General features: G+C 59.2%; 21 protein-coding genes. 4 read left to right on the top strand and 17 right to left on the bottom strand.

The features are described from left to right. Window positions 1-41 precede the first annotated feature (41 nt). Window positions 42-1,520: a glycerol kinase GlpK gene (glpK, locus tag AC2FJV_RS14795; RefSeq protein ID WP_496694319.1), complete on the top strand. Its 1,479-nt coding sequence runs from the start codon at window positions 42-44 to the stop codon at window positions 1,518-1,520. Between the two features lie 195 nt (window positions 1,521-1,715). Here glpK and AC2FJV_RS14800 read toward each other — a convergent pair whose 3' ends face one another. The 11 genes from AC2FJV_RS14800 to AC2FJV_RS14850 form a co-directional block, all read right to left on the bottom strand. Further along, window positions 1,716-2,111 carry a hypothetical protein gene (locus AC2FJV_RS14800; RefSeq protein ID WP_496714003.1) on the bottom strand — a complete coding sequence of 132 codons (396 nt, stop codon included), beginning with the start codon at window positions 2,109-2,111 and terminating at the stop codon, window positions 1,716-1,718. 175 nt (window positions 2,112-2,286) lie between these two features. Next, window positions 2,287-2,763, bottom strand: a complete 477-nt coding sequence (smpB, locus tag AC2FJV_RS14805) for an SsrA-binding protein SmpB (RefSeq protein WP_142638585.1) — start codon at window positions 2,761-2,763, stop codon at window positions 2,287-2,289. Window positions 2,764-2,809: 46 nt separating this feature from the next. Beyond that, window positions 2,810-3,352 carry an isopentenyl-diphosphate Delta-isomerase gene (gene idi, locus AC2FJV_RS14810; protein ID WP_271951847.1) on the bottom strand — a complete coding sequence of 181 codons (543 nt, stop codon included), beginning with the start codon at window positions 3,350-3,352 and terminating at the stop codon, window positions 2,810-2,812. A 199-nt stretch (window positions 3,353-3,551) separates the two neighbouring features. Next, entirely contained in the window at window positions 3,552-3,965 is a 414-nt protein-coding gene (locus AC2FJV_RS14815) for a c-type cytochrome (protein ID WP_142638581.1), read from the bottom strand. A 113-nt stretch (window positions 3,966-4,078) separates the two neighbouring features. Further along, complete coding sequence (locus tag AC2FJV_RS14820) at window positions 4,079-5,092, bottom strand: P1 family peptidase (protein ID WP_281973318.1); 1,014 nt, start codon at window positions 5,090-5,092, stop codon at window positions 4,079-4,081. Between the two features lie 82 nt (window positions 5,093-5,174). Beyond that, on the bottom strand, window positions 5,175-5,921 hold the full coding sequence (locus AC2FJV_RS14825; RefSeq protein ID WP_496690268.1) for an SDR family oxidoreductase: 747 nt from the start codon (window positions 5,919-5,921) through the stop codon (window positions 5,175-5,177). A 59-nt stretch (window positions 5,922-5,980) separates the two neighbouring features. Continuing rightward, a complete protein-coding gene (gene arfB, locus AC2FJV_RS14830; protein WP_142638575.1) occupies window positions 5,981-6,400 on the bottom strand; it encodes an alternative ribosome rescue aminoacyl-tRNA hydrolase ArfB in 420 nt (139 codons plus the stop codon). Between the two features lie 262 nt (window positions 6,401-6,662). After that, on the bottom strand, window positions 6,663-7,307 hold the full coding sequence (locus AC2FJV_RS14835) for a queuosine precursor transporter (protein WP_142638573.1): 645 nt from the start codon (window positions 7,305-7,307) through the stop codon (window positions 6,663-6,665). A 91-nt stretch (window positions 7,308-7,398) separates the two neighbouring features. Next, on the bottom strand, window positions 7,399-8,283 hold the full coding sequence (locus AC2FJV_RS14840; protein ID WP_496714004.1) for an esterase-like activity of phytase family protein: 885 nt from the start codon (window positions 8,281-8,283) through the stop codon (window positions 7,399-7,401). Then, the gene (gene mepA, locus AC2FJV_RS14845; RefSeq protein ID WP_142638569.1) at window positions 8,256-9,119 is read right to left on the bottom strand and encodes a penicillin-insensitive murein endopeptidase; all 864 of its coding nucleotides are present in this window, start codon (window positions 9,117-9,119) and stop codon (window positions 8,256-8,258) included. The genes AC2FJV_RS14840 and mepA overlap by 28 nt, the downstream gene beginning before the upstream one ends. Next, window positions 9,116-10,483, bottom strand: coding sequence for an MFS transporter (locus AC2FJV_RS14850; RefSeq protein WP_496714022.1), 1,368 nt, complete (start codon window positions 10,481-10,483; stop codon window positions 9,116-9,118). Before AC2FJV_RS14850 ends, mepA begins: the two co-directional genes overlap by 4 nt. Before the next feature lie 134 nt (window positions 10,484-10,617). Between AC2FJV_RS14850 and AC2FJV_RS14855 the strand changes: the two genes are divergently transcribed. From AC2FJV_RS14855 to yaaA, 3 genes are all read left to right on the top strand, one after another. After that, window positions 10,618-10,908, top strand: a complete 291-nt coding sequence (locus tag AC2FJV_RS14855; RefSeq protein ID WP_108860000.1) for a YggT family protein — start codon at window positions 10,618-10,620, stop codon at window positions 10,906-10,908. Window positions 10,909-10,994: 86 nt separating this feature from the next. Continuing rightward, entirely contained in the window at window positions 10,995-13,034 is a 2,040-nt protein-coding gene (recQ, locus tag AC2FJV_RS14860) for a DNA helicase RecQ (RefSeq protein WP_496714005.1), read from the top strand. Window positions 13,035-13,067: 33 nt separating this feature from the next. Next, window positions 13,068-13,859 carry a peroxide stress protein YaaA gene (gene yaaA / locus AC2FJV_RS14865; protein ID WP_282027662.1) on the top strand — a complete coding sequence of 264 codons (792 nt, stop codon included), beginning with the start codon at window positions 13,068-13,070 and terminating at the stop codon, window positions 13,857-13,859. Here yaaA and AC2FJV_RS14870 read toward each other — a convergent pair. The 6 genes from AC2FJV_RS14870 to AC2FJV_RS14895 form a co-directional block, all read right to left on the bottom strand. Next, a complete protein-coding gene (locus tag AC2FJV_RS14870; RefSeq protein WP_142638563.1) occupies window positions 13,829-14,290 on the bottom strand; it encodes a VOC family protein in 462 nt (153 codons plus the stop codon). The two genes, yaaA and AC2FJV_RS14870, sit on opposite strands and share 31 nt — an antisense overlap. A gap of 9 nt (window positions 14,291-14,299) precedes the next feature. After that, the gene (locus tag AC2FJV_RS14875; protein ID WP_496714006.1) at window positions 14,300-16,516 is read right to left on the bottom strand and encodes a response regulator; all 2,217 of its coding nucleotides are present in this window, start codon (window positions 16,514-16,516) and stop codon (window positions 14,300-14,302) included. A 312-nt stretch (window positions 16,517-16,828) separates the two neighbouring features. After that, window positions 16,829-18,871, bottom strand: coding sequence for a hypothetical protein (locus tag AC2FJV_RS14880; RefSeq protein ID WP_271951829.1), 2,043 nt, complete (start codon window positions 18,869-18,871; stop codon window positions 16,829-16,831). Beyond that, window positions 18,868-21,630: a DUF4159 domain-containing protein gene (locus AC2FJV_RS14885; protein WP_496714007.1), complete on the bottom strand. Its 2,763-nt coding sequence runs from the start codon at window positions 21,628-21,630 to the stop codon at window positions 18,868-18,870. Before AC2FJV_RS14885 ends, AC2FJV_RS14880 begins: the two co-directional genes overlap by 4 nt. Further along, entirely contained in the window at window positions 21,627-22,502 is an 876-nt protein-coding gene (locus AC2FJV_RS14890) for a DUF58 domain-containing protein (RefSeq protein ID WP_271951826.1), read from the bottom strand. The genes AC2FJV_RS14885 and AC2FJV_RS14890 overlap by 4 nt, the downstream gene beginning before the upstream one ends. Beyond that, a complete protein-coding gene (locus AC2FJV_RS14895) occupies window positions 22,499-23,506 on the bottom strand; it encodes an AAA family ATPase (RefSeq protein ID WP_271951824.1) in 1,008 nt (335 codons plus the stop codon). Before AC2FJV_RS14895 ends, AC2FJV_RS14890 begins: the two co-directional genes overlap by 4 nt. Window positions 23,507-23,557 lie beyond the last annotated feature (51 nt).

Raw genomic sequence — 23,557 nt, forward strand, 5'->3', positions numbered from 1 at the left:
GCTAAAGTCTCGCAAAACCAAATGCGAAGGGGGGCGCAGGCGTGACCTATATTCTTGCCATTGATCAGGGCACCACATCATCACGGGCCATTCTGTTCGACGCGGACATGCAACGGGCAGGCACCGCGCAGCATGAATTCACGCAGCATTTCCCACAAGAAGGCTGGGTCGAACACGATCCCGAGGAAATCTGGGACAGCGTCCTACGTGTCTGCCGCGAGGTGATGCAGAGCGTTGGCGCAACCCCCGATCAGATTGCCGGTATCGGCATCACCAACCAGCGTGAAACAACCGTGGTCTGGGATAAACAGACCGGCGAGCCTATCCACAACGCAATCGTCTGGCAGGATCGACGCACCGCCGATATCTGCGCCCGCTACAAGCAGGCCGGTTGCGAGGATGACGTGACCCAGCAGACCGGGCTGTTGCTGGACCCGTATTTTTCGGGCACCAAAGTCAAATGGCTACTGGATAATGTCCCCGGCGCCCGCGACCGCGCCGAGGCAGGCGATCTACTGTTCGGCACCATCGACAGTTTCCTGATCTGGCGCCTGACCGAAGGCTGCAACCACGTGACAGACGCCACCAACGCTGCCCGCACACTGCTGTTCGACATCCACAAAGGCTGTTGGAGCACCGAGATCTGCGATCTGTTGGATGTGCCCATGTCCATGCTGCCCGAGGTACAGGATTGCGCCTCGGATTTCGGAGAAACGACTCTGATTGGGGGAAAAATCCCGATTCTGGGTGTTGCGGGCGATCAGCAGGCCGCGACTATCGGGCAGGCCTGTTTTCAGCCCGGCATGATGAAATCGACCTATGGGACAGGCTGTTTTGCGCTGTTGAATACCGGGCCACAGCCGGTCGCCTCGAAGAACCGCCTACTGACGACGATCGCCTATCAGTTGGACGGACAAAGAACCTATGCACTTGAGGGTTCGATTTTTGTCGCAGGGGCTGCGGTGCAATGGCTGCGCGATGCGCTGCAGATCATCGAAACTGCCCCGGAAAGTGGCGAGCTGGCGCAGCAGGCCGACCCGAACCAGCACGTTGTGCTGGTGCCTGCGTTCACCGGGTTGGGCGCACCCTATTGGAAACCCGATTGTCGGGGCGCGGTCTTTGGCCTGACCCGCAATTCCGGGCGGGCAGAATTTGCCAAGGCAACACTGGAAAGCATCGCCTATCAGACCCGAGACCTGTGGCATGCCATGCAGGGCGATTGGGGCGCAGATACCGATGTCATCTTACGCGTCGACGGCGGTGCCAGCGCATCTGATTGGGCGATGCAAGGGCTGTCGGATTACCTCGGCGCCGAGGTCGACCGACCCGTGATGCAGGAAACTACCGCACTGGGCGCGGCCTGGCTGGCCGGTATGCGCGCGGGCATCTACCCTGATCAACAGGAATTCGCGGAAACCTGGGCGCTGGATCGCCGGTTCGAACCCAAACTATCCGCAGAGGAACGCGACGCCGCCTATGACCGCTGGCAACGCGCTGTTCAGGCGGCCATGGCGTTCTGATCGGTGCCGCATTTGGGCTCTGCTTTGTTCAAGGTTGGGTTTCTTGGGGCCACCTGTGCGAACGGTGAATTTCTACGGCAAGTCAGTGCTGCGAGTTAGGCTGATGGTCAATGTCGGTAGAGCGGACTTTGCGGTCATTTGGAACAAACCCTCAAATGGCTGCAGTGTTTGACGAAACGAGACGGGCTATGCGACCTAGGACACTAGCAGATACGCAATAAGTGCGACCAATCCAATTGAGCTAGCCCAACCTAAAAGCGAATAAAAGAACTTAAGTCCATCCAGCTGTAGCATCACATAGTCTCCCAATCGCATGTTTCGCTTATGCTTCCAACGATCAAAAATCAGAGGAAAAGCCGCCGCAAGACCGTGTGCCAGCCCGGTGGGGAGTAAGAGTGACATCACTCCGACACCAAATACACTTGCGGCTACTCCTGAGACGGTCCAAGTGTTGTCGAGAGCCTGAGAAACAGCACCCAAAGTGATTGCGGCGGCAAAAACAGACACCGACATCATCAAGAATGCACCTAATCGCTGCATAGGTGTTTCAGGTGATCCCCACGCCCAAAGACACAGAACCTTTTCGAACATTGAGTTTGGTAAACCTCATACTGCTTCCTAGCCAACTCGTCATAGCGGCCATTCGTTCCGTTCGCAGCATTTGTTGCGAAGGGCTCGAACCGGATATCTGCCGTATCTGTAGTCCCGGTAGCCTGATTGAGAACGCGAGGATCAAATCCATCTGACAACCGATAATCGAGCGCCTTTAGCTGTGATCTTTCAGCAAGCGTTGCTTTTGCCGTGACCAGTCGCGCTTGGCCTGGGTTTCGCGCTTGTCGTGGTTTTTCTTACCCTTGGCGATGCCGATCTTAATCTTGGCCAAGCCCTTATGGTTGAAATACAGGACCAGCGGCACAAGGGTCATGCCCTTGCGCTGGGTCGCGTTCCACAGATTTGACAGTTCCTTGCGCGACACCAACAGCTTACGGCGGCGGCGTTCCTCGTGCTTGAACACCTTGGCTTGTTCGTAGGGGGCGACATAGCTGTTGACCAGCCACAGCTCTCCGTCATCAACCGTGGCATAGCTTTCGGCGATGTTAGAGCCGCCTGCCCGCAGGGATTTGACCTCGGACCCGTGCAGCATGATGCCGCATTCGATATCCTCTTCGATCGCGTAATCGAAGCGGGCACGTCGGTTTTCGGCGATGACTTTGTAATTCGGGTCTGTCTTCTGCTTGGCCATGACGGGTTGATTTAGGCCCCTTAGGCGGGCCTTGCAAGCAGGTGCATCAGGATTTGGCCGAGATAATCAGATCGGGGCCGAAAATCGTGTCGGCGTGGTTGTGCAGGTAGATCTTCAGCCAGGGTGTAAACCGGTCGGGATGGCGCTGCACTTCGGCCAGCAGATCGTGGTAGTCGATCCAGCGGATATCCATCACTTCCTCGGGGTTCGGCTCGATCTTCAATGGCCCGCGGACATGAGCGAGGAAAACATCCACCACCTCATGCTCGATCAGGGAATTGCCGACATCGGCATGATATTCCAGCCGGTGACGATATTCGGGATACAGCCCAGTGATCCCCAGTTCCTCTTGCAAGCGACGCACTGCACAGACCGAGGGCATCTCACCCCAGTCAGGATGGGTACAACAGGTATTCGCCCACAGGCCGGGCGTGTGGTATTTGCCCATCGCCCGGCGCTGCAGCAAAATCTCGGTGCCGCGCACAACAAAGACCGACACCGCTTTGTGCCGCAGACCCTTTTCATGGGCTTCAAGCTTTTCAACGGGGGTCAATTCACCATCAACCCAGGCCGGGATCATGATTCCCATTTGTCGTCTCCTGCTGCCGATCCGCCTGGGCGACCGGGAATTCCGGAATAGCTTTGGCCTGATAGGCTTGGCTGTGGTGCAAAGCGGGCAATGCACCACGCGATTCCAAACTGGCGTCTATTGATCCGGTTATCAACCGCACGAAAGGCCGCAGGGGCTGCGGCCTTTTCTGGTCTTACCGATTGCGTGGTTTCCCAGGTTATTCGCCCGAAACACTGACGATATAGGCGTAAACGTCCTCAGCGCCCTTTTTCAGCTTGAAGGTCATTTTGGACTTGGCCGAGGTCTGATCCAGATAGGATTGCAGGAAGGCTTTGGGGTCCTGGGCATATTCGACAAAAGTTGCCTCGTCCCAGACCAAGCCGTTTTCACCGGCTTCGACAATGCTGTCACCGTATTTGAACCCTTCGACCGTCCCAGCAGTACGGCCTGCAACCCCATAGAGGTTCGGGCCGGTTTTTCCGCCCTTTACGATCACCTCGCCATCGGGATCAGCAATCAGATGGCAGGATTTGCATTTGTTGAAGGCTTTCTTGCCAGCTTCGGTGTCACCTTCAGCATAGACTGGAAGGGCCAGTAGGCCGGCAATTGCGGTCGCGAGGATACGATTCATAACTTTTGCTCCGATACGAATTGGCTGCACAGAAAGGACCTCTGGCGCAGCAGAGAGTCAACGCGCAGATTGCCGCGCGATGGCACTGTGTCACAGCCGGGATCGGGTCGTCCTTAACTTAAGTCATGTACGTCTGCCCAACAGGGCAGAAGATCGCCTGCACTGGGTGACGCCAGATAAATCGCACGGGCGATCGCCCGCGACAGGCAAACCGAGGCTGCATGCGCGATCATAGGCAGCACGCTTGGGTCAACAGCTTGACCGGAAGTGCTGATGCCGAAAACCAGATCACCATCTTGTGAAGTATGCGCAGGCACAATCGCGCGAGCGATGCCATCATGAGCTGTCACCGCCAGGCGGTGGCACTGTGTCTTGGTTAACGCGGCATCAGTTGCGACAATTGCAATGGCCGTGTTGGCCCGGTCTGGGTCAACCTGCCCCATAGCTAGAGCTTTGCGGCTTTGCTGAATCTGTGCTTGACCCGATGAGAGGTCTGGCCCCAGGCCGCCAAATTCGTTGTCGATCTCGAATGGCGCCGCCCAGAAGTGGCGATCCCCAGGTGTCGTGACGCTGCCAACCGGATTGGCTGCCACAAGCGCGCCTACAGTGATGCCGTCGTCCAGAACCAACGATGCAGAACCCAGGCCACCTTTTTGCATAGCCGCCAATGCGCCGGTTCCTGCCCCGACTGAACCGAGCGCAAAACGTTCTGCGGCAGCGTGGTAGGCTGCCTTTCCGAGAGCGCGGTATGGATTCTCGGACCAAGTTTTATCGCCGCCATTGAGTAAATCGAACAGAATTGCTCCCGGCACGATGGGCACAATCGCATTCCCGACAGCAAAGCCGCGCCCGTCGGCCCGCAAACCATCCGTAACCCCTGAGCAGGCGTCCAACCCGAAAGCCGAGCCACCAGACAGCGCGATCGCATCGATTTGATCAACGGTTTTGTCCGGTGCCAACAAATCAGTTTCACGCGTGCCCGGTGCGCCCCCCATTACATGGACAGAAGCAACAAAGGGTTTGTCTGCCGTCAGAACAGTTGTGCCCGATTTCAACGCCTCGTCCTGCGCGTTGCCGACCTTCAGCCCTGAGACATCGGTGATCAGGTTTTTGGATCCGGGAGTCATCGAAACCTCTGACGTTGGGCAGGGAAGCGCGCCTCGGCGCGCTGCCTCTGGTGGAGATATTTTGAGCCAAATGAAGTCCGGATCAAATGCATCGGCCCCCGTCCACTTCGAGCGTGGTGCCCGTAATCATACTGGCTTCATCCGAGCACAGAAAGCAGGCGGCGTTGGCCATGTCTTCGGGAGTCGAGAAGCGACCCAATGGGATGGTCGACAGGAATTTGGCGCGAATCTCGGGGGTGTCTTCGCCCATGAAGGATTTCAGCAGCGGCGTTTCCCCAGCCACAGGGCAGATCGCGTTGACACGCACGCCGGACGGAGCAAGTTCTACCGCCATGGTCTTGGTTGCGGTGATCATCCAACCCTTGGACGCGTTATACCAGTTCAGGTTGGGGCGTGGGGACAGCCCGGCGGTTGAGGCGACGTTCAGGATCGCCCCGGTTCCGCGTGCCTTCATCATCGGCACAAAGGCGCGGGCAGTCAGATAGACGGATTTCATGTTCACGTTGAAGACACGGTCGAAATCCTCTTCGGAGACGTCCTCCAGCGGGGTCGGCAGATGGGTCACTCCGGCATTGTTGACCAGGATGTCGAGCCCGCCAAAGGCGTCGTGGGCGGTGCCCGCCATTTCCTGAACCGATGCCCTGCTGGCCACATCAACCTGCTGCGCGATGGCCTGCGCGCCCAGCGTTTCTGCCATTTCGCGGGCCGCAGCGCCGTTGATATCCGCGATCATAACGCGTGCGCCCTCTGCAATGAACTTCTGTGCGATACCGGCCCCGAACCCGGACGCGCCGCCGGTTACGATTGCGGTTTTTCCCTCCAACCTCATGGCTTTGCCTCCTTGTCGCCTGTCAGGGCAGAGTAGCAAGGCGCAAAGAAGTTACCAGATCAATCTTCGTCGACCCTGCCGCGCAGAGATTTGACATCCGAACGGGCCTTTTTGGCGGCCAATCGACGTTTGACCGAGCCATAGGTGGGCTTGGTGGCGATACGCCGTTTGGGTTTGACCAGCGCGCGGGTGATCAGTTCAGCCAATCGCACCCGCGCAATCTCGCGGTTGCGGGCCTGGCTACGCGTTTCCTCGCACTGGATGATGATCGCGCCCTCTTTGGTCCAGCGCCGCCCAGCCAACCGTTTCAGCCGCGCCTTGACCGGATCAGGCAGTGAGGGCGAGCGCGCCGCTTCGAACCGCAACTCGACTGCGGTCGAAACCTTGTTCACGTTCTGCCCGCCAGGGCCGGAAGAGCGCACAAAGCTTTCGGTCATTTCCCAGTCTTGCAGGGTGATATCGTCATTGATCCGCAACATGGGGCGGACCTTACAAGTGCTGTGCGGAAACAAAAAGGGCCGCCCTAGCAGGACGGCCCTTCGAAAGTTCAGGAGGTTGGGTCGGTTAGATCAATCGACCAGCCGGAGCGAGCGCTCCACCAAGGGCTGCCCTAACGGGCGATCCCCCCGGTTGTTCCAACACCTCTCTCCAATCTCTTTCTCGACACTGGATCACCTCCTTTTCTATCTGTTGCGGTTAACTAGGATGGTGACACAAGCTGTGCCATTCTCAAAGCGTTTTTTACACGGGCTGCGCGGTCAGGCGCGCAACGATCACCTTGAAGGGGATCAGCGCCACCAGCGCCAACGACAACTTTACCAGCCAGTCGGCAAAGGCCAGCGTGACCCACAGGGGTGCCATCGGGCCAGACAGCATGAAGGGAACAGGCTCCCACGCCCAGCTGATCGCAGCGTCGGCATTGGCGCCGAAGATCGCGATCGAGGCAGAAAAGGCGATAGTGAAGAACAATGCTGTATCCAGCGCCGAACCCACTAGGGTCGAGACCAGCGGTGCGCGCCACCAGCGACCCCCGCGCATTGCATTGAACACGGTGACATCGGTCAGCTGGGCGATCAGGAAAGCAGTGCCAGAGGCAACAGCGATCCGCAGCGGCACAGCGGCATAGGTGAACCCGTCGCCCTGCAGCATGATCTGGCTGCCGATCAGCGAGCAGACGATGCCGGTGACGAACCCGGCAAACACGACCTTGCGGGCGGTGGCCACGCCATAGACGCGGTTCATGATGTCGGTGACCAGAAAGGCCAGTGGATAGGTGAAAGCACCCCAAGTCAACAGCCCGTCAAGGATCAGGAACTGGACCAGAATGTTCGAAGCCACAACGATGGTGGCCATGGCAAGAATGCCGGGAATAAAAGCGCGTTGCATGTTTTGATGCCCGTTTTGACAAGGTAGCGGCGACTTGGCCAAGGGACCGTCCCAAGGCAAGCCGTGCGTTTAGACCTTTGTTTCGAGCCTGTCAATCGGGCAGCAGATATTCCACCAGTTCCGTCCGCTGAAGGGCCAGAAAATTGTCATCCGAAATCATCGTAACCCGCAACCTTCCCTGATCGTCACGCCAGACCGACAGGCCTTCGAGGTTGTCATGCGTCCCGCGCGCGGTTTGCAGCAAGATCTCTTCGGATTGCGGAGTGTCACCATTCAGTTCCCAACGCCTGAGCTGCGACCGAAAGCCTGTCAGGGACACCGATCGTTCCAGCACATAGAACCGCCCGTCGGGGCCGAAATCCGCGGCTACTGGCAGGAACTTGCCCCGTTGCGGCAGGACAAAAGGTGTCGACCACGACAGACCATCCCAACGATATACCGGTATGTCCCCCGATACGGTACGGCTCTTTTCGGTCAGGGTGTACAGCCGCCCAAGCCTGTCAATGGCCAGTGCCTCGAACGAGCCGTTATGGTCAAGAACCTCAAAGGCTTTGGGGCGTGGCAGAACCTGCGCCGGGCCGGTTGGATCGGAATAATAAGCCACCCGGTGCACACCCTCGAATGAGATATAGACCCCACCGTCAGGGGCGATTGCCAGGCCTTCGGAATCGCCCGCGGTGCCCACCAGAACCTTGCCGGTGCTGGACAGGATGGACCAGTGCCGCTGGATCTCGATGCCAGTAATCTCATCCTCGTTTCGATCAATACGAGCGTCCAACATCGTTGCACGATCACTCAGCGCGATCATGCGGGTGCCACCGTCAAAGATGTGAATTCCGGAATATCCGCCGAACCAATCCGCCTGATGTCGCCAGGCAAAATTGTTCAGCAAAGCGGCAGGCTTTGCTCCCTCGGCCCAGACACCCCCTGACAGCAGCAGCGCCGCGATCAGTTGGATTGCAAGACGTTTGTGCATTGCTTGGGCAGATCGGCCAGCCGGTATTCGCGTCGTTTCTTGGGAGCAGGCGCGTTTGGATCGGGCGGTGGCGGGTTGAGGATGTTGTTCACCCATTGCTGTGCTTCGGCGCAACCATCACCCTTGGGCGGCGGATCCTGATTCACGCAGCCGCTTGATCCTCTTGGACAGGCCAGCCGCACGTGGAAATGATAGTGATGGCCCCACCACGGTCGGATTTTACGCAGGTAAGCGCGGTTTCCCTTTTCGTCATTGCACATCTGCACCTTGGCGCCGGGAAAGACGAATATCCGCGCCACGCGCTTGTCTTTTGCCGCCTCACGCAGCACTGCGTGATGCTGTTTGGTCCAGCTGCCGTTGACGAAGGCACCGTTCGAGCGGCGCAGGGAAATCGAAGAGATATTCTCGCGCGCCTTGCGGGAAAGACGCATGTTGTCACCGGGCAGCATCCAGATATCGATGTCCAGACCCAGCTGGTGGCTGCGGTGGCCCGATGTCATCGGCCCGCCGCGCGGCTGGCTGATATCGCCTATATAGAGACCATTCCATCCTGACTGCTTGGCCGCAAACCGGCTCAGATCCTGGACATAGTCGATCGCCTGCGGATGGCCCCAGTTGCGGTTGCGTGACAGGCGCATAGCCTGCCATGTGGGTCCGGTTTCGGGCAGTTGTACCGCCCCCGCCGCACAGCCACGCGAATAACTGCCGAAAGCGGCCGGTTTTTGTTGTGAACTTTGCTTTTGGCCTCCGAATAACTGCTTGGCCAGCGGCTCGGAACCTGCGGTACCGGCGAATGTGATTGCGGCAATGACCGCGAAAAAACGTAATAAAATCATCTGCTCTGATCCCCTTCCGGTTTCACCCAGCGCATTAGGAACAGTCCCAGAATAAACAACAGAACTATGGGTGACACCCCCAGTCGCGCACTACCGGTCACGGTTGTGGCAATCCCGATCAACAACGGGGCCGCAAATGCCGTGGCGCGGCCGGACAAGCCATACAGGCCAAAGCTCTCTACCGGGGCAGCGGGATCGGTGTGGCGCACCATCAGAGAACGGCTGGCCGATTGTAGGATACCCCCCATGCCGCCGATCAGAACACCACAACCAAAGAACACCAGATCCGGCAGGCCCGACCCTTCGGGCAGGGTGATGCCGTAGATCTGGGTCCGGTCCATCATCACGACGGTGATACAGACAAAGATCAGCACCCAGATCGCAACCAGAATGACAGGTTTGGGGCCGTATTTCTTGTCCAGCTTGCCGCCAAGCCAGGCAAAGGCTGCCGCAGCCAGAACGCTGACAATCCCGAATACGCCGATCTTGATCAGATCCCATTCCAGCACCAGCCGCGCATAAACGCCGCCAAAGGTATACAGACCGTTCAGCGCATCGCGATAGAACATGGACGAGCCCAGATAGCTGGCCAGACTGACGCGATTGCGCAGGTTAGAGACTGATTTGACCAGCAGCTGCAGCGCCTCTTTGACGCTGCCTTTCTTTTCGACATCTGGATCGTCGCGCACCCACAGGAAATAGGGGATCATGAACAGAATGAACCACACGGCGGTGAACGGCCCGACAAAACGCGTGCCTTCGCGTGCTGCGGCGTCCAGACCAAAAACAGGGTCCATGCCGATCAGGGTCTTGCCATTACCCTGCTCAACAAACAGGGCCAGCATGATTGCCAGCGAGATAAGCCCGCCGAAATAGCCAAAGGCAAAACCCGAACCCGATATCTCGCCCACCTCACTGTCATCACCCAGATCGGGCAGCTGAGAATTGGCGAAGATCAGCGCGTATTCCGCCCCGACAAAACCCAGGCCAAAGGCCGACAGCATCAGCCACATGTTTGACCCGTCCGGCAACGTGTACCACAGCGCAGCAGAGCCCACCGCGTACATGATGGAAAAGCCGAATATCCATGGTATACGACGGCCCGAAACATCCGCCATCGCCCCCATCAGCGGGGCACCAAAGGCGATGATCAGCCCCACGATGGTCATGCAGTTCGCCCACACCGTCTGCGCCCGTGCGTCTGCGGCATCGGAACCCAGACCGGCGTTCAGATAATACTCGGCGGCTACCCCGGCAAAATAGGGCCCAAAAACAAAGGTCACCAACAGCGTGTGATAGGGCTGACTTGCCCAGTCGAAGAACCACCAGCCCCAGATGCGTTTGCGCTTGGAAATCTCTGCCATACCTGCCCCGTTTTTTATTGTTGGCGTCATAAGACGGTTCTTTGGCCTATTTCGCAAGGGTTCTGTTAGCGCGCACTTGCTCTTTGCTGCGCTAGCCACTACCTCTCCCGAAACGTGACTTGGAGTATACGAATATGATGGCAATTTTCGGCCCGATCGACTTGGTATTGAGCATCGCCTATTGGTTCGTCTTGATTCAGGTCATAATGAGCTGGCTGATTAACTTTCAGGTTCTGAACCTTCACCAGCAATTCGTTGCCCAGATTTGGTACGGGTTGAATCGGATCCTGGAGCCGATTTATCGCCCTATTCGCAAAGTGCTGCCCGATCTTGGCGGCATCGATCTGACGCCTCTGGTCGTGTTGATCATCATCATTTCACTGCGAAGCTACGTCCTGCCGGAACTCTTTCTGGCCCTGAGCTGAGGCTGATCCCTCTTGTTCAGTGAATCTTAGTATGTGATTGTCCTGTCTTAAGAGCAGATAAACCTTAAAACAGGGCACCCCCGCACATGTTTGACGCCGCGCCCTTGCTGCGAGATGTCTTTGGATTCGACGACTTCCGCCCCGGTCAGGAAGAGATCGTCGATGCCGTGACCGCAGGCGAAAACGTGCTGGCCATCATGCCGACGGGCGGTGGTAAATCCCTGTGTTTCCAACTGCCTGCGCTGATGCGTGATGGGGTCACAGTGGTGATCTCTCCGCTGATTGCCCTGATGCGCGATCAGGTGCGCGGCTTGCAGGAAGCAGGCGTCGAGGCCGGCGCGCTAACATCCGGCAATACCCCCGAAGAAACCGATGCCGTGTGGGAGGCGTTGGAGGCCGGACGGCTCAAGCTGCTGTACATGGCTCCCGAACGTCTGGCCGCCGGATCGGCGCTGGGCATGTTGCGGCGGATCAATGTCAGCCTGATTGCGGTGGACGAGGCTCATTGCGTCAGTCAATGGGGCCATGATTTCCGCCCCGACTACCTTCGGATCGGAGAGCTGCGACGTGCGCTGGATGTGCCTTTGGCCGCTTTCACCGCCACAGCAGATGCGGAAACGCAGGACGAGATTGTCGAAAAGCTGTTTGACGGTACGGCCCCGCGCAAATTTCTGCGCGGGTTCGACCGGCCCAACATCCACCTGGCCTTTGCCGCCAAGGATGGGCCCCGCAAACAGGTCCTGGATTTTGCCGCCGCGCGCAAAACCCAATCCGGCATTGTCTATTGCGGCACCCGTAACAAGACCGAGGTTCTGGCACAGGCCCTGCGTGCCGAAGGCCACACCGCCTGTCACTATCACGGCGGCATGGATCCCGAGGATCGCCGCATCGTCGAGACCCGCTTTGCGCGCGAGGATGGTCTGATCGTGGTGGCCACGGTTGCCTTTGGCATGGGCATCGACAAGCCCGATATCCGCTGGGTCGCCCATGCGGACCTGCCCAAATCCATCGAGGTCTATTATCAGGAAATCGGCCGCGCCGGGCGTGATGGCGCCCCGGCAGAAACCCTGACCCTGTTTGGGGCAGATGACATTCGCCTGCGCCGGTCACAGATAGACGAGGGGCTTGCTCCCTCTGACCGGCGGATGGCCGATCACGCCCGTTTGAACGCCCTGCTTGGCTTGGCCGAGGCGCTGGCCTGCCGCCGTCAGACTTTGCTGGGTTATTTCGGTGAACAGACCGAACCCTGTGGCAAATGCGATCTGTGTGACAGCCCGCCGGAAGTGTTCGATGGCACCACCCCGGTTCGTATGGCCCTGTCCGCGATCCTGCGCACCGAGGAATGGTTCGGCGCAGGCCATCTGATCGACATCCTGCTGGGCAACGAGACCGACAAGATCCGCGCCCGCCGCCATGATGCGCTGTCCACCTATGGTATCGGCAAGGACTGGTCGCGCCCGCAATGGCAGGCGATCTTCCGGCAGATGATGGGCCATGATCTGGTCCGTCCTGATCCCGACCGCCACGGTGCGCTGCGCATGACTGAGGCCGCCAAGCCGATCCTGAAAGGCGAGGCGCAGATCAACTTGCGTAAGGACACGATCCGCAAAGCAACCCGTCGGCCTGTGGTCAAAGAAATGGTATCCGAAGAAGACGCACCGCTGCTGAGCGCACTCAAGGCGAAACGCCGTGCGCTGGCCGAATCCGCGCGGGTCCCGGCCTATGTTATTTTTCCCGATCGCACCCTGATCGAGATGGCCGAAACCCGCCCCGCCAATCTGGACGATATGGCCCGGATCAGCGGGATCGGTGCCAAAAAGCTGGAACGCTATGGCGCGACATTTCTTGAGGTTCTGACCGGCGCGGTCGAGGAACTGCACCCGGCCCGCCGCAAATTGGCCGGGCGCGATCAGGGTGAGATTTTCGACCGCCTGCTCGAAGTTCAGTCGCAACTGTCGCGCGGCCCTGATGGAATCGACAAGCCGCTGACCTGTACCGCCTCGCAACTGGCAAAGGTGGCGCAGTTGCGATCAGACGACCCGCGCGCCATCGAACAGGTTCTGGGTGGCCGCCGTCACGAAAGGTTTGGAGCCGCCTTTCTGGACGTGCTGCGTATGGCAAGCTAGATACCCACCAACAGGCAAGAAACGAGGGCGACTATGCTGGTAGTGATTTCCCCGGCCAAACGGCTGGATTGGGCAGAACGGAATGTTGAGGTCACGCAACCCGACTTTCAGGATGACGCGATCCGCCTGTCGAAAACCGCCCGCAATCTAACGCTGGGCGACCTGAAAAAGCTGATGGATCTGAGCGATGATCTGGCCCGCCTGAACCGCGACCGTTATCGCGCCTTTTCGGACGCCCCCGATGCTGTGGCGACACGCCCGGCCGCACTGGCCTTTGCCGGAGACACCTATCAGGGGCTCGAAGCGACTTCGCTGGATGTGGAAGAGATGGCCTGGGCCCAGGATCACCTGCGTATCCTGTCCGGACTGTATGGCATATTGCGTCCGCTGGACGCCATTCAGCCCTATCGGCTTGAGATGGGCAGTAGGCTGAAGACCCGGCGCGGCAAGAACCTGTACGATTATTGGCGCGACCAACTAAGCAAGGCGCTGAACGCTCAGGCAGCCGGGACCGGTAGCGATGTGCTGTTGAATTGCGCCAGTCAGGAATATTTCGGTGCAGTAGACCCCAAAGCGCTGAAATTACGGGTCATCACACCGGTCTTCATGGAAGACAAGGGCGGCACGCCAAAGATCGTCAGCTTCTTTGCCAAAAAGGCACGCGGGGCGATGGCACGCTATGTCATTCAACACCGTCTGTCCGATCCCGCCAGCCTGACGGAGTTCGACTCGGGCGGCTATGAATACCGCCCTGACCTGTCAGAGAACGACAAGCTGGTCTTTATCCGGCCCTATCAGGCCTCAGCCAGCATCGACGGGTCGTAAGAGACCAGTTCAACTGTGTTGCCTTCCGGGTCTTCGGTGAAAATTCCGCGCCAACCAACCCATCCGAACTGCTCGACGCGATAGGGTTGGCCGATCTTGTCATACCAACTTATGACCGCCGCCTGCTCGTCGAAGGGCAGCGACAATGCGATATGATGCAGCGACGATCCCGCTCCTGTTACGGGACCTTCTGCACCGGCCCGATGTTGCCCCGGTCGTGGCGCGGTGCTGTGGTGAAACAGGGCCAGAACTTGCGTATGGCCGCCAAACCCCTCGGCTATCCGGAAGAAGGTTATAGCGCTGTCATGGTCACCGCTCAGACGCTGCAGGCCGACCACCTGTTCATAGAACTGCACCATAGCGGCCATATCTGCGCAGCGAATGGCAATCTCGCCCAGCGCGCGGGGGTGAAATCCACGGTCATCAGTCATGTCGGCAGCCTAGAACGCTCGGGTTTCGTCATCAAGAACCGGTTGCGTTCCGTCTGGCCGATGGTCAAGGATCATCTGGTGGATTTTCTGTTTTTGCAGCGGTTTGGTCAGGTAGTAGTCCAATCCAGCCGATAAAATACCCTGATCATCTCCGCTCATTGCATGTGCGGTCAGGGCTACGATCGGGACGTGCTGATTGGTTTCAACCTCGCGGCGGCGGATTTCACCTGTGGCCTGTTTACCATCCATTCCGGGCATCGAGATATCCATGAATATCAAATCCGGGTCGAATTCCAGATGGGCGGCGACCGCCTCAAGCCCGTTGCCCGCAAAGCGAAGATCAATGTTCAGATCCTTGACCATCTTGCGAAGGATCAGCTGGTTGGTCTTGTTGTCCTCAGCAGCCAGAACCCGCATGAGCCTTTGATCCTCGGCAATCGGTCTGACCTGCGCAACCGTTGGGTTTTGCGTGTCGGAACCATTCGATATCCAATCCGCTGATCGTCCCAGAGCGGTCAGACGTGCATATAATTCTGAACGAGGGATCGGCTTTTGCAACACTCCGTCAATGAGCTGGCAGGCCGGATGAGCATGAATCACGCCGGGATTGGCCGACATGACCACGACAGAGGTATCCGTCCACCCCCGGCCCTTTATCGTGGCCGCCAAATCCAGCCCGTCCATGTCCGGCAGATCGTGATCGCACAGCACCAGATCTACGGTGTCATCAAGCGTAGCCAGCGCCTCGGTTCCGGTGGTACATTCGGTAACCTTGGCACCCAGACGACCAAGTTGCTTTGACAGGATCGCTCGATTGACAGCCAGATCTTCAACCACGACCACATGGCGCAGACATCCTTCCAGATTCGGGGGGGCGGGTTGCGGACCTTCGACCGTCGGCAGCGTTATCCGAAATCCAAAACAGGACCCCTGGCCCGGCTCGCTTTCGACCCAGATGGCACCGTCCATCAATTTGATCAGTCGTTTGGTGATGGCCAGGCCCAACCCGGTCCCTTCAAACTGTCGGTTTTGTTCATCCTCGACCTGATTGAATTCACCAAAGATATGCGCCGCTTTATCCTCGGCAATACCGATACCGGTATCTTCTATGGCAACATGAATATCACAGGCCTGGGCCTCCGCGCGAGGGACCCCCGTGACGCGGATCAAGACATGCCCTTCCGCCGTGAACTTGACCGCGTTTCCAACCAGATTGGTCAAGACCTGACGCACCCGGCCCGGATCGCCCACGAACAGGGTTGGCAAAAACAGGTCATAGTCGACTAAAAGGCTTAATCCCTTGTCACGAACACTGGGCTGCAGCAGCATCGCCACCTCAAGGATACAGCGTTCGAAATCGAACTGTTCGGGGTGCAAGACCAGCTTATCCGCCTCAATCTTCGAGTAATCCAGAACATCGTTGATGATCACCAGCAAGGCTTCACCGGAATTGCGGATCGTGTTGAGATAGAGCCGTTGTTCTTCATCCAGCGCGGTTTCGGTCATCAACTCGGTCATGCCAACAATACCGTTCATGGGCGTGCGGATTTCATGGCTCATATTGGCCAGGAATGCAGATTTCGCGCGGTTTGCAGCCTCGGCCCGTTCGCGCGCCGCGGTCAGTTCGGCCTGATGCCGGACCGAGGCGGTTATATCAAGCGCAAGGCTGACCACATCGCCACCGCCACCGCGTTGATCAATCAGCTTGATATAGAGCCCGTTCCACAGCTTGACGATTTCTGACGGCGGGTTGGACAACTTCCAACGGGCCAGCATCCTGGCGCGCCAATCATCCTGCGCCTCGTCGACGGTATCAATCAGACCCTCCTGCGTGAGGGTTTCCAGAATTCTGCCATAGCTGATACCGGGCGCTACTTCATCCAGCCCCTCAAACAGGCTGAAATATGAGGCATTTGCCCCGATCAACCGGCTCTCTTCGTCGAAGAATGCAAACCCGTCTGGGAAGGTCTGGATCGAATGCCATAGCCGCCGTTCGGCCACTTCGATCTTAGCATTGGCCAATGTCAGGTCCGATTTAACTTTTTCATTTTCATCGCGCACCGTCTCAACCTCGGCCCGCGTTTCACCAATGCGTTTAGTCAGAGCCATCGCGTGCAGGCCCAATTTCCGGTTGGCCGCTGATAGCTCGGCCTGTTTCATCTCCAGCAGACGTTCAGCGGCAAGCCGTGCGCGTCTTTCCTGTGCCAGTTTGGTTGCAAGACTCATCAAAGGTGATCCCGGTACAATCTGCCCACAGCATCCTGACAGAGCGTGAAAAAGTGTTTAAGCCGTGCCTGTTGCCACAGACCAATGGCAGGCTCAGAGGCCGCAAACGTCCAAAACTGCCTGCCTCGCCGGTACCTGCCTTTTCCTACTCAACGCAAAATCTGCGGTATCTGAATGCGCTACAGGCGCTCAGATCAAAGAAATTGTGTGGGATTACACGACAAACCTGACGCAGCAAAGCCGGTTCAAACGGTGCTTTACCAAGACTGATGCTGGTGGTTGGGGCCACAATCAGCGTTGTGGTCGAATGACCTAACGTCGACCTTCACGCAGCCAACCCGCCAGAAGGAAACCACCGGCCAGCAAAAGCACCAGCCAGGGCGGTAGAACACCAGCCTGTGTTACAGAGCTGGTCTGGTAGGCATCGCGCGGGGTCAGCCCGATCCAGCCCCGCCCCGCCGCAGGCCGCCCAGCGCGGACATTGCGGATCGAAGGCAAACCGTCCTCGACCCGGATCACACCGCCGCGCAATTCGGCCAGAACCGGCTCAAGGATCTGATCAGTAGCAATCGTGCGCTCAAATTCTTTGGGGGCCGCAGGGCCCAACCCAATTACCGCCGAATGTTCACCCTCTTTCAGACGATAGAGGCCAATCTCGGGGCCGAAGATCTGAGCTTCGAACCGCCCTGGAGAAACTTCGTTCAGCGTCACCTCAAGTGTCTCGCCATTGGGCTGCGTGATGGTAACTGTTCCGACGTCATCCCCCAGGGTTTGACGGATGACGCGCATGATTTGACCATTTGCTTCGGCCCACAGAGCCTCTTCCTCAAGCTCGGGTTCTTTCATCATCCAATGTGCCAATCGCCGCAGCAGTTCAAGCTGCGGACCACCGCCGTCGAAGCCACGGCTCCAGAGCCAGGCGTGGTCAGAGGCCAGCATTGCCACGCGCCCCTCTCCGACCCGGTCTAGCACCAGCAGCGGCCGGTCATCGACGCCGGTCATCAGCGTTTCACCTGATCGGAACAGGACATCAACCTGGCGCAACCATGCTCCCCAATGCTCGGAATCGCCCAGATCCGTCGTCACCGGGTGCCGGTGCCCCATATCTGTAACTGTGGGGACAAAGCGTTCTTCGATGACCCGCGCGGTGGGTTGGGCCGGAAGAATCGGCGCCAGCGGCGAGCGGAAGATACTGTCGGCACTGGCAAAATCAGGGCCAGCCGCAATCAGAACCGCACCACCATCATTGATGTAATTGGTGACATTCTCCAGATAGACCGCAGGCAGAATACCGCGCCGCTTATAGCGATCAAAGATGATCAGATCGAAATCGTTGATCTTTTCCAGAAACAGTTCTCGAGTCGGAAAAGCGATCAAAGACAACTCGTCCACAGGCACACCATCCTGCTTTTCAGGCGGTCGCAGGATCGTGAAATGCACCAGATCGACCGAGCTGTCGGATTTCAGAAGGTTCCGCCAGGTCCGTCCACCGGGATGCGGTTCACCCGAAACCAGCAGCACCCGCAGACGGTCGCGCACACCATTCATCTGAATCAGTGCGGTGTTGTTGCGGTCGGTCAACTCTCCTTCGACGCCTGGTACGGTAAACTGGATGACATTCCGCCCGCCATGGGACAGCTTGACCGGTAGCTCGACATCGACACCGATTGGAATGGTGAAATGCTCTGGCGCATTGCCATCAACCGAAATTTCCAAAGGCGCATTCGCAGCCGCAACAGGAACTGCGCCGCTATCCTCAACCCGCAACGTCAGCGTGACCGGTTCTCCGATAATGGCAAAAGCCGGTGCATTGCGGACGATCAGACGGCGGTCCCAGTCGCTGGCCCGCCCAGTCTGCAACAAGTGCATCGGTGCAGGCAGGTCAGGGGCCTGATCAACGTCATGCACGATCCCATCCGAAACCACGAGGATCCCCGCAATGCGCGCACGGGGTTCCTCGGCCAGGACTTTGTTCAGCGCAGCCATGACCTGTGTGCCCTCATCCCCATCGCTGTCAGCCACCCGGATCCGGCGCAGCTCGGTATTGTCGCGCGTGTCGATCTCGGCCGCCAGTTCGGCAGCGGCCTGTGCTGTCTGTTCCGGGCGATCGGACAGGGTCTGGCTGGCGCTTTCATCCTCGATCATCACCACGATGTCGGTCAGCGGAGTGCGATCTTCGACCTGATAAACAGGCCCCGCCATGGCCGCGATCACGACCAGGGCGGCCAACCCGCGCAAGGCCCAGCCAGACAGGCCCCGCCACAGGGCTAGAACAACGCCTGATATGGCAATCGCGGCAACGACCATCAGAACGGGCCACGGAATCAGAGGGTCAAATATAACGGTTCCGGTCATTGTCCCAACCTGTCCAGCAGCGCAGGCACATGGACCTGATCCGATTTGTAATTCCCGGTCAGCACATGCATCACCAGATTGACGCCAAACCGATTGGCCAATTCCCGCTGCCGCTCACCGGCATATCCGCGCCCGACCGGCAACAGGGCCTGCCCGTTTCGGTCGACGGCCCAGGCTCCGGCCCAGTCATTCCCGCCGATCACTACCGGGGTCACATTGTCGTTGAGGTTGCGGAACGGCATGCCGTCGATTTGTTCCGCATCCGGCGGGGCGGCTTCGACCCAAATCTCGGTACCGGCATATCGGCCCGGGAAATCCTGCAGCAAATAGAAGGCCCGCGTCAGAACATGGTCATCTGGAACAGGCTCTAACGAAGGGATATTCAGCGGGGCGGCCAGTTGTTGTAGCTTGCGGCCATTCGGGCTGGCTGCACCGAAACGCGCCACATCCGCGTCGCGTGTGTCGAACAGGATCATGCCGCCCGAGCGCAGATAGGCATTCAGCTTGGCATAGGCTTCGTCCGAGGGTTGTGGCTGTTCCGGCGTGATCGGCCAGTACAGCAGCGGGAAAAACGCCAGCTCGTCCCGTTCCAGATCAACGCCGATGGGCTCTGCCGGTTCGACCGAAGTGCGGAAGAACAAAGTTTGCACCAAGCCACGCATCCCGGCGCCCGCGATATCGTCAACCTGCGCGTTTCCGGTCATGACATGAGCCAGTACCAGCTCTTGCGTTGCCATCAGGGCAAAATCGGTTTCCTCGGGCGTCTGAGCCTGAAGGTCAGGTGCAATCAGCAACGCACCCAGCGCCATCGCCGCGGCCCGGGCCAGCCCAAGTCGCCCCGACAACAGAAGTGACGCAATAACGTCCACCGTCAGCAAGATCAGCGCGAGGCTAAGCAAAATGCCCCCGATCGGCGTTTCGGCGCTGATTTCCTGCCCTTTGATGGGCACATCGGATGGCCAGACAGCGGGCATCAGAACCGAGTCCGCGTCCAGCACATTCAGCGCCAGTTTTTGCTTGCCGCTTTCATACAGGCCCGGCTGCAGGTCCGGCCCGATTGCGCCGGCGGCAAGATCAACCCCATCGACGCCTGCCAGATTATCTGCATCCGACAAGCCTCCAAATCCGTCCATGACCTGCAGCGGTTCCCAGGTCGTGCCCTGCAACTGCGACTCCTCTCGGGATTTCGCAGCCGAGGCGACGGCCAGCCGATCCAGCATCTCGACAAACAGGCCCGAGAGGGGAAGGCTCGACCATTCGGCATCAGCGGTGACATGGAACAGCACCACCTGCCCCAGCCCCAAGGCCTTGCGCGTGACCAGAGGCGTGCCATCCGAGAGCGATGCAATCACCCGATCGGCCAAATTTGGGTCTGGTTGCGCCATGACCTGTGTGGTCACGGAAACATCCGGTGGCACGCGCAACCCGTAGAAGGGTGAGGTTTCGGGGAACGGGGCCAGACCTTTGGCCTCACCCCAGCTCATCGCGCCGCCGACCGAACGGCCACCGCTGCGCAGGCGCACCGGCAGCAAGGTATCCTCGACATCCCGCCCCAGATCGCTGGCGGCCATGCGCGGCCCGGCAAAGCGCAACAGCAGCCCGCCCTGTTCGACCCATTCGGTCACCCCCAGTTGTTCCGCTTCGGCCAATTTCGCCACATCCGCCAGAACAATCACATCCGGATTGGCGGGCAACACATCCATCAGGCCGCCCTCGACAAAATCCGCGGTCGGGACCAAAACCTGTGTCAGATAATGCAGCGGCGACAACAGCTCTAACCCTTCACGGTTCAAACTGCCCGCAAGCAAGGCCACCTCACGCCTGCGCAGGCTGTCATCGGTCAGCGTTACGGCACCCGCCGACCGCTGACCCTGAATCTCGAACCGGGTGATTCTGGCCCGTAGTTCCGAGGGCAGCGCCAGCTCCACCTGAGCAAGCGTTTCGCCTTCAGCAAAGACGATATTGGCGGATTGCAGAACCCGCATTGCGCCCGCCGGATCGCGCCCCTGTGCCAAAATGGTCAGGATGTTTTCCGGACCAGCAGTGGCGCGTTGGGCCGTCAGTTGAATGACACCATCCTGATAGGCGGCGGGCAGAATCGCATAAACAGGCGAGCCTGACTGGTACACGGTTACTTCCCCGCGCGATTGCAACGCAGCCAGAACCGTTTCCCGACCCGCAAATTCCAGACCGTCGCTGAACCAATATGTATCAAAACCACCATCAAGCTGATCCAGCATATCGAGCACCTGATCCATCTGCAGCTGAGTTGGTTGCCAGGGCATCGGAGTCACCCCCGGAAGCCGACCCCGCCACGCTTCGGCGGCCTGAAAGACAGGGGCTTCTGGCTCCGTCAAGTTGAGCAAGGCCACCGTGCGTCCGGCGCGTCCGGCCTCGGTCAGCTGCGTATCAAGCTGGTCCTGAAGCGATGGCCAGCCGCTTGCACCTGCCCAGCTGGCATCCAGCACCAACAACAGCGGCCCCGAACCCACCTGATCCCGCGAGGGATTCAAAACCGGCCCGGCCAGACCGATAATGATCGCCGCCGCCGCCAGCATTCGCAACAGCAGCAGCCACCATGGTGTCCGATCCGAAACACTCTCGTCGTCCTTCAGCCCCAGCAGCAGCGTTACGGCCGGAAACATTCGCCGGATCGGCGCAGGCGGCACAGCGCGCAGGACCAGCCACAGGATGGGCAGGGTCAACAATCCCAGCAACACCCAAGGCGCGGTAAAGCCTATCCCAGCCAAAACCGTCATACTCTGCCCCCGTCCAAAGCGCTATACAGCCATAACAGAGCCGCCTGTGCGCTGTCGCCAGTGTGGTGCAGCCCCAGTTGCCATCCCGTCACCCGACACAAGCGCATCAAGGCATCCTTTCGTTCGGCAAGGCGCGCAAGATACCGGTCACGAAGATCAGAAGCCTTTAGCGTTTCATGCCGGGCCGAGCCGCCCACGCTTTCGAAAATGGTGCGTCCACGATAGGGGAAATTCTCTTCACCGGGATCCAGCACCTGCAGGACCACCCCGCGCACGCCACGATCCGCAGCTTTGGACAGGGCCAGTTCAACCTCTTCCATCGGGCCAAGAAAATCGGAGATGAACACCGCCCGCGCATGGGGGATCATGGCGCGGTGTTCGGGTGGCGCATAGTCGGCTTGATCATCCTCGGACCAGGCCTGCGCAAGCCGGATGATCTGGGCATTGCCGCGCCGGGGCGGCAGGGTTGTGCCCGTCAGGCCCACACGCTCACCACCGCGCGCCAACAGGATCGAGGTTGCCAGCCCCAGCAAGCGCGCGCGATCCGCCTTGGTGGGCAGCGAAGCGTCCGAGGCAAAGCGCATCGACGCGCCCTGATCCACCCACAGCATCACCGATTGGGCAATCTGCCATTCGCGTTCGCGCACAAATTGTTGATCGCCACGGGCCGAGCGGCGGTGGTCGATCATCCGGCGGCTGTCGCCAACCTGTGCCGGGCGGTATTGCCAGAAATCATCGCCCATCCCGGACCGACGGCGCCCGTGGTCACCCAGCAGGACTGTTCCGGCCAGATGCTCTGCCCGCGCCAAAAGGGGCGGCAGCCGGGATGCCTCGGCCTCGGATCTTTCACGAAGGGTCAGCCCGGCATTCACGCCGCAGCCTCGGTTCGGATCAACCCAAGTGCAGTCGAGTCAATCAGATCGGCCAGACTGTCACCGCGCGCCCGTGCCGCAAAGTTCAGCGCCATACGATGGCTGAGGACCGGGCGGGCCATCTCAAGAACATCTTCGGCGTTGGGGGCCAGTCGCCCCTGCAACATGGCGTTGGCACGCACCGTCATCATCAACGCCTGCGCCGCGCGGGGGCCAGGGCCCCAGGCCACGGTTTCGGCCACACGATCGGACACGCCTGCTTCGCCGGGGCGGAATGCGCGGACCAGATCCAAAATCAGTTCGACCACAGACTCGCCGACCGGCATCCGGCGCAACAGAAGTTGCGCCGCCAGCAATTCCTCTTTGGTGAAAATCTGATGAGCGTCGTCTTCTTCGACACCGGTCGTGGCCAGAAGGATATCCCGCTCGGTCTGACGATCCGGGTATTCGACGTCAATCTGCACCAAAAAGCGGTCCAACTGCGCCTCGGGCAGCGGATAGGTGCCTTCTTGTTCAATCGGGTTCTGCGTGGCCAGCACGTGAAACGGCTCATCCAGCGCACGATCCTCGCCCGCAACGGTGACGGTGCGTTCCTGCATCGCTTGCAGCAAAGCCGACTGTGTACGCGGGCTGGCGCGGTTGATCTCATCCGCCATCAGCAATTCACAGAAGATCGGGCCGGGAATGAACCGGAAGTGGCGACTGCCATCCTCGGCCGTATCCAGAACCTCGGACCCCAGAATATCAGCCGGCATCAGATCCGGCGTGAACTGGATACGGTTGCCATGCAGGCCCATCACGGTCGACAAAGTCTCAACCAGCCGGGTCTTGCCCAGCCCGGGCAAGCCGATCAGCAACGCGTGCCCGCCGCATAACAGCGCTGCCAGCGTCAGGTCCACGACCCGCTCTTGCCCGATAAAGCGTCGGGTGATCGAGGCCTTGGCCTCTTGCAGTTTAGTTTCCAGCGCTTCGATCTCGGATACGAGGTCGGCAGGTTCGCTCATGACTTTCCCTTCCGTGGACGAGTATGGTTGAAGTGTATCGCGCGAAAAGGA

Source organism: Ruegeria sp. CDSA241 (genome assembly GCF_059611265.1).